The organism is Segatella copri, assembly GCF_051861805.1.
Taxonomy (GTDB): domain Bacteria; phylum Bacteroidota; class Bacteroidia; order Bacteroidales; family Bacteroidaceae; genus Prevotella; species Prevotella copri_M.
Genome location: NZ_CP146520.1, coordinates 1632283 through 1645775, shown reverse-complemented (window position 1 = coordinate 1645775; position 13493 = coordinate 1632283). Strand labels below are relative to the sequence as shown.

Below are 13493 nucleotides of genomic sequence, written 5' to 3'. Positions count from 1 at the left end.
GATGGCAAACGAACTTTCCAAACAGCAGAAGCTTGACCTGCGATACCTTCGTATGGCGCGCATCTGGGCAGAAAACAGCTACTGCAAGCGCCGACAGGTGGGAGCACTGGTAGTGAAAGACAAGATGATTATCAGCGATGGCTACAACGGTACACCCAGCGGATTCGAGAATGTATGCGAGGACAACAACGTAACCAAGCCATACGTTCTCCATGCCGAGGCCAATGCCATCACCAAACTGGCCCGCAGCAGCAACAACAGTGAGGGAAGTACACTCTATGTCACAGCCTCTCCTTGCATCGAATGCTCCAAGCTGATTATCCAGTCGGGCATCAAGCGAGTGGTCTATGCCGAAAAGTACCGTCTCACGGATGGCATAGACCTGCTCAAAAGGGCTGGGGTTAAAGTGGAATACATGAATCCGGATGAAATGGGAGATTCCGTGGATAAGCTGGATTCATCTTCCGAACAATAAGAGAGAAAGAAACGTTAGTATATTAAAAGTTAGTAAGTTATGAACATGAATAAGAATAAGAGCAACCGATTCATGCCCTTCATCATGGCGCTCTGCGTAGTGATTGGCATCATCATCGGTACATTCTTTTCGAATCATTTCGCCGGCAACCGACTCAACGTCATCAATAGTGGCAGCAACCGACTCAACAACCTGCTCCACCTCATCGACGACCAGTATGTGGATGCCGTGAACATTGATTCCTTGGTGGATAAGGCGATACCTCAGATTCTTGCTGAGCTGGACCCTCACTCCGTATATATCAGTGCAAAGGATGCGGCTCAGGCTAACGACGACCTCAAAGGCTCCTTCTCGGGAGTGGGAATCGAGTTCGTCATCCGCCAAGACACCATCCATGTGCAGAATGTGATCCAGAACGGACCTGCCGAGAAAGCAGGACTTCTGGCTGGCGACAAGATTGTGGCCGTGGATGGCAAGCCATTCGTGGGCAAGATTGTTACCAACCAGGAAGCCATGCGCCGACTGAAGGGTCCGAAGGATACGAAAGTGAAGATTGGCGTGGTTCGCTATGGAAGCAAGAAGGTGCAGACCTTCACCGTGACACGTGGCGAGATTCCTACCAAGAGTGTGACTGCGGCCTATATGCTCGATGACCAAACGGGCTATATCCGCATCAAGAACTTCGGCGAGAACACCTATCCCGAGATGCTCATCGCCCTGGCAAAGCTCTCGCAGCAGGGATTCTCTAATCTCTGCATCGACCTGCGCGATAACTCGGGCGGTTATCTTACTGCCGCTGTCAACATGGCAAACGAGTTCCTGCCAGCCAAGAAGCTGATTCTCTATACCGAAGGCAGAAAGTCGCCTCGCCAGGAATATCCGAGCGACGGCAAGGGTGCTTATCAGAAGATTCCACTGGTGGTGCTCATCAACGAGGGTTCTGCATCTTCTGCCGAAATCTTCGCCGGTGCCATGCAGGACAACGACCGTGCTACCATCATCGGTCGCCGATCGTTTGGTAAGGGTCTGGTTCAGCAGCAGATTGAGTTCCCTGACCACAGCCTCATCCGCCTCACCATCGCCCGCTACTATACGCCATCGGGCAGATGCATCCAGAAGCCATACACCCTGGGTGATGACAAGGATTACGAGCAAGACCTCCTCACCCGCTATCAGCACGGCGAGTTCTTCTCGCAGGATAGCATCAAGCATACCGGTCCGGCTTACCATACAGGCATCGGTCGCGTGGTTTATGGTGGCGGTGGTATCACTCCTGATATCTTCGTACCGGAGGATACCCTCGGCATGACTTCTTACTTCAAGGAGGCCAGCATGAGCGGACTCATCCTTCAGTTTGCGTTCACCTATACCGACGACAACCGTCCGAAGTTGAACAACTTCAAGGAGATGATGCAGCTTTCCGACTATCTTGACAGTCAGAACATGGTAGAGCAATTTGCCAACTATGCCGACAAGCGCGGCTTGAAGCGCAGAAACCTGCTCATCAGAAAGTCACACAAGCTTCTGGATAGAGTCATCGACAGCCGAATCATCTACAACATGCTGGATGAACAGGCCTGGACCCAATACATCAACCAGGACGACCCAGTGATTATGAAGACCCTGGAAGTGTTCGAGAAGCACGAGGCATTCCCAAAGAAGCCTGTGCCTGCAGCCAAGCCAAAGGCCAAAAAGCCCATTGCAAAAAAGCAGAAATAATGGATAAAAAAGAATTAAGACAATTCATAAGAAACGAAAAGCGACAGTATTCCTCAAGTCAACTTGAGGAACTGTCGCTTTCTGTTTTATCCCGACTCAACGGGAATGAGCATCTGCAAAGAGCAGAAACGATATTGATGTACTATTCCCTGCCCGACGAGGTAAACACCCATGCATACATCGACCAACTACTGACAGAAGGCAAGAAGATTCTCCTGCCTGAGGTGATAGACGGAGAGAACATGGTGATTCGGGAATATACGGGAAAGCACGACCTGAAGGAAGGAGCCTTCCATATCATGGAACCCATCGGAAGCCTATTCCCCGAAGAGAGGTATCAGGAAATAAATCTCGCCATCATCCCCGGCATGGCATTCGACGGGAACCACAACCGCCTGGGCAGAGGCAAGGGATATTACGACAGATTCCTCCAGAAGATTCCCCAGGTATACAAGATAGGAATCTGCTTTCCTTTCCAACTGGTGGATGAGATTCCAACGGAGGAAACAGATATAAAAATGGATGCAATCATGGGATAAAGCTTCAGTTTTCTCCCGCATTTTCCCCGAAAAAAACAAAAAAAGCTAGTTTTTTAGTGGAAAATACAATATCTTGCATCAGAAATCGTTAATAAAATAAAAACAAAGCGTTTTTAAGAGATTTCCATTAAACCTTTCGGGGTTTTAGGGGTCTAAGATTATGATTAGAATTCATAAACTGAACTTTTATTATATCGTGTAAGATTCAATAGGAAATTTATTAGTTAGTATTTAGGTATCCGAAGGCACTGGCTTGTGAAAGTCGATGCCTCTTTTTTTTGTCCATACGAAAGCAAGTTTGATAGAAAAAGACAAGGGCTTTCGGATGTTTTTTTGTTTTTTAACGGGCATCTATCCCAAATCTTGTTTTTTTTTACTAATTTTGTAGCATCAAAACAAGAATAGCAATGAAACGAATCAATTACATATTCATGGCAATAGCGGCAGCCGGACTGATGGCATCCTGTGCCGAAAAGAAAAAGAGCAATATCATCATTGCTCCTAAACCTGCAGCCAAGGTATCCAACAAGGCAATTCAGAAGATGAGCGACTATGAGCAGGCAAGAGACATAGAATGGCTTGGCACCACCTACAAGATTGTGGTTAAAAGAGCTTCTGACAGCGAATTGCCTATCATCAAGCTTGATGAAACCACCAAGTATTACGACAACAAGATTACCGTTAGAATCCTCAGAAAAGACGGTACGGAGTTCTTCAACCGCACCTTTACCAAGAGTGATTTCGAGCGTTATCTTGACAAGCACACCAAGGAGACAGGTGCCCTGCTGGGCATCGTCTATGTGAAGGCAGAAGGCAACAACCTCTGTTTTGCCGCAAGCGTGGGTTCTCCTGATATCACCAGCGATGAGTATGTTCCGATGGTACTGAAGATTTCCAACCTGGGAGCCGTCAACATCTCTAAAGACCAGATTCTTGATACGGAATCTGGCAGCAACGGTGCTTCCAGCAACAAGAACAAAGGTGCTGCAGAAGAAGATGACGACGAAGAAGGGGTATAAATCCTTTCTCTCCACAAGAAAATGTCTATCCGCCACTGCCGGATAGACATCCAGCAGTGGCGGATACATATACGGCAATGGCGAATACACGTCCGCCATTGCCGTATACATTTTATATGAGTACACCCAAATGTTTCTATCACCTGCGTAAAAACACCAGAATTCCTCTTAATAAAACCTAATGTCAGCGATGACCTGTGCTCCTACCTGCTCGTTGAGCCGGCGAACCAGGATAGATCGGTTCATTGTTAAATCGGCACGAAGTGCTGGGTTCTGCAACTTCACAAACAGGGTTTGGTTCTTGATGAACTTTTCACCACAATAAGCTGCGATGGGAGCACCCACCACTGCATCCCAACTATCAATCAGGCGCTTTTGCAGCAAAGGGGTTTCCAACCCCTCGTTTCGCAGAAACTCCGGCAGCAATTCACCTATCGAACGAACTTTCTTTCTAAACACAATAATATCTATTTATATCTATTATACACGTTAACTCCTCACATTCATCTCTCCATTCTCTACGGCGAAAATCTTGTAGTCACCATCCAGACGATGGAGTATCTGGTCGAGATGATCACGATTGGTATCCGTGATGAATATCTGACCGAAATTATCATTTGAAACCAGTTGCACGATTGCCTCAACACGCTGGGCATCAAGCTTATCAAAGATATCATCGAGCAGGAGAAGAGGCTTGGTATTAGAGCAGGTTCGCTTCAGGAAACTAAACTGAGCCAGCTTCAGGGCAATGACAAAACTCTTGTTCTGTCCCTGGCTTCCCTCACGCTTCATCTGATAATCGCCTATCGTAAACTCCAGGTCATCGCGATGAACACCATGAAGCGAATAGCCCACAGCCCTATCCTTGAATCTATCGCGCTGAATCACCTCCAGCAAAGGTCCTCGCTGGCAATGCGAGATGTAATGCAAGCCCACCTGCTCCTTGTCGCCCGAAATATGCTGGTAAATCTGCTGAAACAGAGGCACCAGTTCGTTGACGAATGCCTGGCGGCGCACGAATAGTTGCTCCCCGTTGATCGCCATCTGCTGCTCCCAAAGTTCCATCAGCGTAGCATCCGGCTCCGTCTCCATCTTCAGCAAAGCATTGCGCTGCTGCAACGCCTTGTTGTAGTTGGAGAGATATTCTATGTAAGTATGGTCATACTGCGAGATGACCACATCCATCAGTTTTCTCCGTTCCTCGCTTCCCCCCTCGATGAGCGAAACATCCGAAGGCGATACGAAGATGAGCGGAATCAGTCCGATGTGCTGCGACAGTCGCTTGTACTCCTTCTTGTTGCGCTTGAAGTGCTTCTTGGTGCCTCGCTTCATACCGCAGTAGATGTTTTCCGAATCCCCACTATCATTCTCGTAATTACCCTCAAGCATGAAGAAAGCCTCATCGTGAGTGATGATCTGTGAGTCTATCGGATTGCTCGCACTCCGGCAAAACGAAAGATAGTAGATGGCATCGAGAAAGTTGGTCTTACCCATGCCGTTATGGCCGATAAGACAGTTAATTTTTGGCGACAACTCCATATTGGCGCTCTTGATGTTTTTATAATTAATAATGGAAATATTCTTTAAAATCATACACACTTTACTGATTATTGCCTGCAAAGTTAGTAGAAAAAGCGCAAAAAACGAAAAAAGTGGGCTAGAAATTTCAATAATTGAATAAAATTGCGTATTTTTGCAACCTAAACTGTAGAAATAATAAAAAAATAAAAAATAAAAAATGGCAAACAACAACTTACAGGCTCAGGAAATCGAGAGCCTCAACATGAAGGAAGCCTTCTTCATGAAGAACAAGAAGGCTATTATTATCGCTGTGGTAGCACTGGTTGTTATCATCGCAGGTGTGTTCGGTTACTTCTCTCAGATTGCCGGTCCTCGTGAGGACAAGGCAAGCACATTGCTCGGCAAGGGACAGACTTACTTCCAGAACGAGATGTTCGAGCAGGCACTCAACGGTGATGGCGCAGGTTACGTAGGTTTCGCAAAGATTGCTAGCGAGTACAGCAGCACAAAGGCAGGTAACCTGGCTAACCTCTATGCAGGTCTCTGCTACGCGAACCTCGGCAAGTGGGCTGAGGCAGAAAAGAGCCTCGACGCTTTCTCTTCTAAGGACGACCAGATGATCAGTCCAGCAGCTCAGGCAGCTCTCGGCGATGTTTATGCTCACCTCAAGAAGAACGACCAGGCTGTTGACGCTTTCAAGAAGGCTGCTTCCATGGCAGACAGCAAGGCAGAGGATGATGCCAACAACTCTCTTTCTCCTGCATTCCTCATCAAGGCTGGTGAAATTCTGGAGAGCGACGGCAAGAAGGCAGACGCCTTGAGCCTCTATCAGGACATCAAGAAGAAGTATGTGAACTCTATGCTCGTTCAGAGCGGTGAGATTGACAAGTACATCGAGCGTGCTTCCAACTAATCTTCTTCCCGGAAAGCAGATATTCAAAAACAGAAAGAAAGGAAGAAAAAGATATGGCTACAGCACTTCATAATTTGTCGGACTACGATTTCTCCAAGGTACCTGATGCCAGCAACATGTGCTTCGGCATTGTAGTGGCAGAATGGAACCCAGAAATCACCGGTGCTTTGCTCGACGGAGCCGTTAAGACCCTCGAAAAGCATGGCGCACTGCCAGAGAACATCCACGTGAAGACGGTTCCTGGAAGCTTCGAGCTGATTTACGGCGCTCATCAGATGGTTCTCAATGGCGGATACGACGCTGTCATCATCCTGGGTAGCGTGATTCGTGGTGAGACTCCTCACTTCGATTACATCTGCGAGGGTGTTACCTATGGCATCGCACGCCTCAATGCAACACAGGAGATTCCTGTTATCTATGGTCTCCTCACCACCAACGACCTGCAGCAGGCCAAGGACCGCAGCGGTGGCAAGTTGGGCAACAAGGGTGACGAGTGCGCTATCGACGCTATCAAGATGGCGAAGTTCTAATAGAGAAAAGGATTTTTGTATCATATATATAAATAAGGTATCATATGAAACTCTATCAGTTATTTCAGTCATTTGAGTTTGAGGAGATATTCCCAACGCTCAATGCGATGTTTCCTAATGCTCAAGTGCATCGCGATGTGTTCGAGAAGGCATTCAATATGCTTTGCGACATCCAGCCTATCAGTTCCAAGAAGGTAATCCGCTTCGAACTGATAGAAGATCCAAACTCCAGCGATATGTTTGTGGGAGCCAACGACAGTTGCTTCTTTTGCAACTGGGATGTATGTCTGGGTAAGGAGATCAAGAAAGGAAAGGGAGCTGACCTCAATGATGTTGAGATAGCTGCCAACTGCCTCCTGAACATCCTCTTCACCGGTCGCCATCCACAGGGATTTGACAAGGAATACAGGAAACTCTTGAAATAAAATGAGACACCAAAAGCTCTTGAAGTTACTTTTTAGCTTCAAGAGCTTTTATTTTTTACCTTTTTCTTTGGTTTTTCAAACAAATTGTCGTATCTTTGCAACGATTTTAAAACATTTTGTATGAAGAAGTTATTAAATATCATATTATCTGCCATGATTCTCGCCTTTTCAGCCTGCTCGCAGAAGCAGCCAACGGAAGAAAAAGCAAACGTCATCGACACCATTCCGGTGATGGTGATGCAGATACAGAAGTGCAGTCGTCTCTACACAGCCGAAGCGCATGTTCACAAAATCATCACCCATGATGATCAGCTGAACCTGAAAGGTTCTTTCATGAAGAAGGATTTCAACATCCATATTCCGGGATCCAACCGCAAGGTAGCCATCCCAATGGATGCCACCATCAAGGCGTATGTGGATTTCGAGGGATTCTCGCAGAAGAACGTATCCCGAAAGGGCGACAAGATTGAAATCATCCTGCCCGACCCGAAACTGGTGCTCACCAGCAGCAAGATAGACCACAAGGCAGTGAAGCAATACGTTTCGCTGACACGAAGCAACTTCACCGATGCCGAACTGACGAAGCTGGAACAGCAGGGCCGCCAGAGCATCATCAACGATATTCCGAATATCGACCTGATGGAGCAGGCACAATTCAGTGCTGCCAACACACTCATCCCGATGCTCATCGACATGGGATTCAAGGAAGAGAACATCAAGATCAGTTTCCGCAAGAAGTTTACCCTGCAGGATCTGAAGGGATTCATCTCCAACGGACTGAGCGACAAGACAACCATAGAAAAGAAGAACGCCCCTGACCAGGCTTCAAAATAGGAGGACTCAGACATGAAGAAATATGGAATTATGCTTATCGTGCTCCTTGCCGTGGTGATAGGCGGAGCATTATACTGGCTCAATAAAGACAATACGGTGGAGGTGGCTACAGAAGAAAAGACCACCCTCTCGCCTACCCAGGTGGAGAGTATCGAGGCGATAGGACAATGGGAATTTCTCGCCATCAACGACGAGGAACTCGTTGACACCGTGCGCCGCGGCTTCTTTGGCGACGACCAGCTGGTACGTATCTACTACGGAACCCTCAGGCTGGGCATCGACATGAAAGACGTGAAGGAAGGATGGATGAAAGTGGATGAAGAAAAAAACTCCATCACCTGCACCCTGCCCCCAATCCGCCTTCTCGACAACAACTTCATCGACGAAGCCCGCACCAAAAGCTTCTTTGAAGAAGGAAAGTGGACCGGAGCCGACCGCCAGGCGATGTACGACCGTGCCTACACCATGATGAAGAAGCGCTGCATCACCCCCGTGAATATCCAGACGGCACAGAGAAATGCCAAGCAACAGTTCAGGGAAATGCTCAAAGCCATGGGTTTCAACAATGTAAAGATTGAATTCGAGAAATAAAGATTGGATTCAAGATATATCAAGATTGAATTCGAGGAATAAAAAAACAATAAACATTTAAAGAGAGAAAGAAAGATGGAGACTATCAACGATTTTTTCACCGCATTCAGTTCATTCCTCTGGGGATGGCCAATGATTATCCTTCTGTTAGGAACCCACATTTTCCTGACCATTCGCCTGCGCTTTCCACAGCGCAAGATATTCAAGGCGATAGCGCTGTCAATAAAGAAAGACAAGAATGCCACGGGAGATGTTTCACAGTTTGGTGCCTTGGCTACTGCCCTTGCTGCAACCATTGGTACAGGTAACATCATCGGTGTGGCCACCGCCATTGCCCTTGGAGGTCCAGGTGCCGTGCTCTGGTGCTGGCTTACGGGTGTATTCGGTATTTCAACCAAATATGCCGAGGGCTTGCTTGCCGTGAAATATCGTGTGAAGACCAAGCGTGGACGGATGCTTGGCGGTCCGATGTATGCCCTGGAGAAAGGTTTGGGATGGAAGTGGCTAGCCATCCTCTTCGCTGTCTTTGCCGCTCTCGCCTCTTTCGGCATCGGAAGCACCGTACAGGCTAATGCCATCTCTACCCTGGTAGAGAACCAGTATGGCATTTCTCCTTATATCACGGGAGCTATCGTCACAGCACTCGGAGCTGCCGTTATCATCGGTGGCGTAAAGACCATTTCTAAGGTATGCGGCATGCTCGTGCCATTCATGGCACTCTTCTATGTGCTGGGCTGCATCTACATCCTCATCGTCAACCATGCCTATCTCATGCCAGCCATCAAGGTCATCCTTGAATCGGCATTCACCACCAAGGCAGCGGGTGGCGGTTTTGCGGGCAGCACCCTGATGATGGCAGCCCGCTATGGTATCGCCCGTGGTCTGTTCTCCAACGAGAGCGGTTTGGGTTCTGCCCCTATCGTTGCTGCAGCGGCACAGACCCGCAACCCTGTACGCCAGGCGTTGGTTTCATCCACCGGTACCTTCTGGGATACCGTGATTATCTGTGCCCTCACCGGACTGGTCATCACATCGAGCATCATCGCTTATCCTGATATCGACTATCACAACGGTGCTGCGCTTACCAAGGCAGCGTTCAGCAAGATTCCATATATCGGTGCCCCATTGCTTACCTTCGGTTTGAGCACCTTTGCCTTCAGCACCACCCTGGGCTGGAGTTATTACGGCGAGCGCTGCGTGGAATATCTCAAGGGAAAGAAATGGATGCTCTGCTATCGAATGCTCTACATCATCAGTATTTTCATCGGTAGCGTCATCAGCCTGGGATTGGTATGGAACATCGCCGACTGCATGAATGCCCTCATGGCTATCCCTAACCTCGTTTCCCTGCTCTGTCTCAGCGGCATCATCGTCCACGAAACGAGAAAGTATCTCTGGAGAGACCGACTCGACCGAGATATGGACGAGAGTGAGATTGAGGAATTGGAATAATATACAACATTGTGCAAACGTTTACTCTGAAAAAAAGAAGATATTGCAGCAAAAATAATGAAATATCAAACAATATACGTATCTTTGCAACGAAATTAAGATAAAAGACATTTCATACGCAAGGTTATATAGGTTTAATAATATTTTATTAGTTTTTGTTGATTAGTGATAAAAGCCCGGCCCGCAGTGATGCGATGCCGGGCTTTTGTATATGTGACAAACGAGCCAATCGTTTATTTCTTCATCCTTATCGCCATTTTCAGATGGTGTATTGCAGGTGTCTCATGCCGTGACCTCCCCATACCGTATCGTTGACATATTCAAAACCAACTTTGGTATAGAGTTTCTCCGCTCTCGGATTACCTTTGTCTACAAGCAGCCCCACCTTAGGGATACCCAACTCTCTGGCTTTCTCGATGGCAGCAGCCAGGAGCTGCTTGGCGATGCCCTTACCACGGAAACTGCTGGAAACGGCTAAACTGTCGAGATAAAACTCGCCAGCTTCTGTCTCTGCATCCATTGCCGAATAGTCGATGCCGAAGCTTACGATAGCCTCCTTGATAAACTGTCTGCGCAGTTCCTTCAATCGGGCACCATCGTATGCCACAAGGATACCGGTGATGATACCCTCGCTGTTGCTAGCCACCAGCGTGTTAAGATAGCTGTACTGGCTATCTTCCATCTTTACCAGACGCTCCATCATCTGATGGAAATCCACCAAAGTATGATGCGGACCAGCGAAGTTCTGGCAGCAGTCTGTGTTCATCGCTTCCATGATGAGCGATGCAATATGTGATGCCTTATCAGGCGTACCTTGCTCTATATGTACTTTCATTTTCCCTTTTAGTTATTTATGAAACAAGCGGAAACAACCCGAAAGTCGAATCCGCTTGCAAAGATAGTAAAAACAAACGAGAAAAACGAATTTTTATTGATTTTTAAAGACTCAATGTTGCATCTTTCAAATCAACAGCCTCCGCTTTCAGGGAGCCTTTACCTTTCAAAACTACTACACATTTACCAAAGAATGCCTTGCGATGAGGGTCGGTGAAGCGCTCCAGCGAGGTTTGGCAACCATTATCGGTGCCAAGAATCTTGAGTTCTGCCTTATTATCAAACCCTTTCGAAGTTTCCATTCCGTCTTTCTTTCCTTCTACTGAGAAGAATATCTGATTACTGGCATTCGGACAGAGATTTCCATCCTTATCCACTACATTCACCTCTACGAAAGTGGTTGGTTCTGAGGCGCCAAAAGCCAGATTACCCTGATAGGTTTTCTTCAATACGAGATGATGAGGGGCGCCAGCCGTTCTGATGGTCTGTTCTGCTACCTGCTTGCCATTCTTTCTTGCCACTACCTTCACCTCTCCCGGTTCGAAGTTTACACGCCACATCACGTGATACTCCGTACTCTTCTGGAAAGCCTCGCCTTCGTTCTTCGCACCATAAACGGTCTTCTTGCGAACGCCCTGGCTCTTGCCATTCACAAAGAGTTCCACCTCGTCGGCATGGTTGTAATAGCACCACATATCGATGGTCTGACCTGGGAGCCAGTTCCAGTGAGGGAAGAGATGGAGCACATCCTTGCTGGTCCACTCACTCTGATACATGTAATAACTGTCCTTCGGAAGACCCGCCAGGTCGATGATGCCGAAATAACTGCTGCGTGCCGGATAAGCGTAAGGCGTAGGTTCTCCGATGTAATCGAAACCGGTCCAGATAAACTGGCCACCCACAAAGTCGTTGTGCTTCACCACATCCCAGGTTTCCTCATGGGTACTGCTCCACGAAGCATGCATGTTGTCGTATGCCGAACACATGAAGGATGGGTCGGTATAAGGCAGCCACCATTCCTTCGGTGCCGTATAGATATGGTCGCTCGGCATCATGTAATAGCCACGGGTCTGCAGGGCAGAAACACTTTCCGAAAGGATGAACGGCTTGTTAGGGAAGTTCTTGGGCACATCCTTTACCCACTGATGATGGTAGTTGAAACCGATGACATCGATGGCACCGCTCTTGAAGAGATGGTTCTTAGGGTCAGGTTCGTTGCAACCAGCCGTAACCGGACGGGTGCCCCAAGGGTCGTTCTCCTTCACCAGCTTGGCAAGAAGCTGCGTCAGGAGCGAGTTTACGCTCAGTTCATCGCTATGCGCCAAGGTAGAAGCATCGTGACCGGCATTCAATATCAGATTCGCCTGCTCCAGCGAAAGCGTATCGGCAGCGGCATCCGACCACTGCTCCAGCACCTCGTTGCCAATGCTCCACATGATGATGCTCGGATGGTTTCTATCCCGTTTTATCAAATCAGAAAGATCGCGCTTATGCCATTCATCAAAGAAGCGGGCATAGTCGCCATTCGATTTCTTGCGGCGCCACATATCGAAACTCTCGTCCATCACGAGGAGGCCCATCGAATCGCACATGTTCAAGAGTTCGGGAGCCGGAGGATTATGACTGCTTCGGATGGCATTCACACCCATATTGCGGAGGATGGTGAGTTTGCGATGCATCGCATCCTCGTTTACGGCTGCACCCAGACAGCCGAAGTCGTGGTGCTCGCAGACACCATTGATCTTGATGTTCCTGCCATTGAGGAAGAAACCCTTCTGTGCATCAAACTTCACATCCCTGAAGCCTGTGGTGGTAGTAGCGGTATCCACAACCTTTCCATTCACCACCAATTCACTCTTCACGGTATAGAGATAGCCTTTTGCGATATCCCAGAGCTGCGGATTCTTTACCTTAAGCTGCTGCACCTCATTGCCCTGGCTCTTTGCCACCACCTTGCCTTTCGCATCGTAGATGGTGTTGCGGATGGAAAGTTTCATCTTGCTGCCCTGGGCAAGGAAATCCACCTTCACCTTCACATCACCCTGCGGCGTGGTAGATACATACTGTCCCCACTGAGGGATGTACGCATTCTTCATGGTCTTGGTGAGCCATACATGGCGATAGATGCCGCAGCCCGAATACCAGCGGCTGTTGGGCTGGTCGCTGTTATCCACCTTCACGGCGATGACATTATCGCCCTTCCTATTGATATAAGGTGTAAGGTCGTACTCAAAGGTGCTGTATCCATAAGGGCGCGTGCCTAATTTGTGGCCGTTGATATAAACGGTAGAGTTCATATACACGCCATCGAAGGTGATGGTAAAGCGGTCGTACTTCTCCTTCGGATTCACGGAAAAATGCTTGCGATACCAGCCGATGCCTCCAGGAAGAGCGCCACCGCTGGCTCCCGAAGGATTGGATGGAGCGAAATCGCCCTCTATCGCCCAATCGTGAGGGAGATTCAAGCGGCGCCAATGTCCGTCAGCATACTCCGATTTCTGCATACCGGCACTATCGGCTAAAACGAAAAGCCAGTCTTTATCAAAAGACTGATGTTCGCGGGCGTTCAACGGATGAGCTAAAAGCCCACTCATAAAAACTACACCCAATAATGTTTTCTTGTTCATTCCTATCATATAAG

14 protein-coding genes are annotated in these 13493 nt (G+C 48.1%); 10 read left to right on the top strand and 4 right to left on the bottom strand.

Annotated elements, in window-relative coordinates:
• Position 1 precedes the first annotated feature (1 nt).
• The 4 genes from V8Z93_RS06270 (at position 2) to V8Z93_RS06255 (ending at position 3752) form a co-directional block, all read left to right on the top strand.
• Positions 2 to 475, top strand: coding sequence for a deoxycytidylate deaminase (locus tag V8Z93_RS06270; RefSeq protein WP_439432710.1), 474 nt, complete (start codon positions 2 to 4; stop codon positions 473 to 475).
• 45 nt (positions 476 to 520) lie between these two features.
• A complete protein-coding gene (locus V8Z93_RS06265; protein WP_439432709.1) occupies positions 521 to 2194 on the top strand; it encodes a S41 family peptidase in 1674 nt (557 codons plus the stop codon).
• Positions 2194 to 2733 (top strand): 5-formyltetrahydrofolate cyclo-ligase, encoded by a 540-nt coding sequence (locus V8Z93_RS06260; RefSeq protein WP_217764274.1) that lies wholly within the window; start codon positions 2194 to 2196, stop codon positions 2731 to 2733. Before V8Z93_RS06265 ends, V8Z93_RS06260 begins: the two co-directional genes overlap by 1 nt.
• Positions 2734 to 3140: 407 nt before the next feature.
• Positions 3141 to 3752 (top strand): DUF4738 domain-containing protein, encoded by a 612-nt coding sequence (locus V8Z93_RS06255; protein WP_299331601.1) that lies wholly within the window; start codon positions 3141 to 3143, stop codon positions 3750 to 3752.
• 168 nt (positions 3753 to 3920) lie between these two features.
• Here the strand turns inward: V8Z93_RS06255 and V8Z93_RS06250 are convergent, their stop codons facing one another.
• A complete protein-coding gene (locus tag V8Z93_RS06250; protein ID WP_203050859.1) occupies positions 3921 to 4211 on the bottom strand; it encodes a DUF721 domain-containing protein in 291 nt (96 codons plus the stop codon).
• A 30-nt stretch (positions 4212 to 4241) separates the two neighbouring features.
• Entirely contained in the window at positions 4242 to 5345 is a 1104-nt protein-coding gene (gene recF, locus V8Z93_RS06245) for a DNA replication/repair protein RecF (protein WP_439432708.1), read from the bottom strand.
• A 145-nt stretch (positions 5346 to 5490) separates the two neighbouring features.
• On the opposite strand from recF, the gene V8Z93_RS06240 reads away from it, so the two are divergent.
• From V8Z93_RS06240 to V8Z93_RS06215, 6 genes are all read left to right on the top strand, one after another.
• Positions 5491 to 6186, top strand: a complete 696-nt coding sequence (locus tag V8Z93_RS06240; protein WP_217764271.1) for a tetratricopeptide repeat protein — start codon at positions 5491 to 5493, stop codon at positions 6184 to 6186.
• Positions 6187 to 6239: 53 nt separating this feature from the next.
• Positions 6240 to 6716 carry a 6,7-dimethyl-8-ribityllumazine synthase gene (gene ribH / locus V8Z93_RS06235; RefSeq protein WP_217764270.1) on the top strand — a complete coding sequence of 159 codons (477 nt, stop codon included), beginning with the start codon at positions 6240 to 6242 and terminating at the stop codon, positions 6714 to 6716.
• Positions 6717 to 6760: 44 nt separating this feature from the next.
• Positions 6761 to 7141, top strand: coding sequence for a DUF6557 family protein (locus V8Z93_RS06230; protein ID WP_217764269.1), 381 nt, complete (start codon positions 6761 to 6763; stop codon positions 7139 to 7141).
• Positions 7142 to 7261: 120 nt separating this feature from the next.
• The gene (locus V8Z93_RS06225; RefSeq protein ID WP_203040553.1) at positions 7262 to 7975 is read left to right on the top strand and encodes a DUF4230 domain-containing protein; all 714 of its coding nucleotides are present in this window, start codon (positions 7262 to 7264) and stop codon (positions 7973 to 7975) included.
• Between the two features lie 12 nt (positions 7976 to 7987).
• Complete coding sequence (locus tag V8Z93_RS06220) at positions 7988 to 8566, top strand: DUF4230 domain-containing protein (protein ID WP_439432707.1); 579 nt, start codon at positions 7988 to 7990, stop codon at positions 8564 to 8566.
• Between the two features lie 75 nt (positions 8567 to 8641).
• Complete coding sequence (locus V8Z93_RS06215; RefSeq protein ID WP_439432706.1) at positions 8642 to 10018, top strand: alanine/glycine:cation symporter family protein; 1377 nt, start codon at positions 8642 to 8644, stop codon at positions 10016 to 10018.
• Positions 10019 to 10277: 259 nt separating this feature from the next.
• On the opposite strand, the gene V8Z93_RS06210 is transcribed toward V8Z93_RS06215, so the two are convergent.
• Together V8Z93_RS06210 and V8Z93_RS06205 are read right to left on the bottom strand one after the other, a co-directional pair.
• The gene (locus V8Z93_RS06210; RefSeq protein ID WP_217764265.1) at positions 10278 to 10853 is read right to left on the bottom strand and encodes a GNAT family N-acetyltransferase; all 576 of its coding nucleotides are present in this window, start codon (positions 10851 to 10853) and stop codon (positions 10278 to 10280) included.
• Positions 10854 to 10956: 103 nt separating this feature from the next.
• Positions 10957 to 13479 (bottom strand): glycoside hydrolase family 2 TIM barrel-domain containing protein, encoded by a 2523-nt coding sequence (locus V8Z93_RS06205; protein ID WP_439432705.1) that lies wholly within the window; start codon positions 13477 to 13479, stop codon positions 10957 to 10959.
• Positions 13480 to 13493: the final 14 nt, after the last annotated feature.

Bases quoted from the DNA above. Each gene is read 5' to 3' on its own strand.
- V8Z93_RS06270 (WP_439432710.1), top strand. From the start codon at position 2: ATGGCAAACGAACTTTCCAAACAGCAGAAGCTTGACCTGCGATACCTT.
- V8Z93_RS06265 (WP_439432709.1), top strand. From the start codon at position 521: ATGAATAAGAATAAGAGCAACCGATTCATGCCCTTCATCATGGCGCTC.
- V8Z93_RS06260 (WP_217764274.1), top strand. From the start codon at position 2,194: ATGGATAAAAAAGAATTAAGACAATTCATAAGAAACGAAAAGCGACAG.
- V8Z93_RS06255 (WP_299331601.1), top strand. From the start codon at position 3,141: ATGAAACGAATCAATTACATATTCATGGCAATAGCGGCAGCCGGACTG.
- recF (WP_439432708.1), bottom strand. From the start codon at position 5,345: ATGATTTTAAAGAATATTTCCATTATTAATTATAAAAACATCAAGAGC.
- V8Z93_RS06240 (WP_217764271.1), top strand. From the start codon at position 5,491: ATGGCAAACAACAACTTACAGGCTCAGGAAATCGAGAGCCTCAACATG.
- ribH (WP_217764270.1), top strand. From the start codon at position 6,240: ATGGCTACAGCACTTCATAATTTGTCGGACTACGATTTCTCCAAGGTA.
- V8Z93_RS06230 (WP_217764269.1), top strand. From the start codon at position 6,761: ATGAAACTCTATCAGTTATTTCAGTCATTTGAGTTTGAGGAGATATTC.
- V8Z93_RS06225 (WP_203040553.1), top strand. From the start codon at position 7,262: ATGAAGAAGTTATTAAATATCATATTATCTGCCATGATTCTCGCCTTT.
- V8Z93_RS06220 (WP_439432707.1), top strand. From the start codon at position 7,988: ATGAAGAAATATGGAATTATGCTTATCGTGCTCCTTGCCGTGGTGATA.
- V8Z93_RS06215 (WP_439432706.1), top strand. From the start codon at position 8,642: ATGGAGACTATCAACGATTTTTTCACCGCATTCAGTTCATTCCTCTGG.
- V8Z93_RS06210 (WP_217764265.1), bottom strand. From the start codon at position 10,853: ATGAAAGTACATATAGAGCAAGGTACGCCTGATAAGGCATCACATATT.
- V8Z93_RS06205 (WP_439432705.1), bottom strand. From the start codon at position 13,479: ATGAACAAGAAAACATTATTGGGTGTAGTTTTTATGAGTGGGCTTTTA.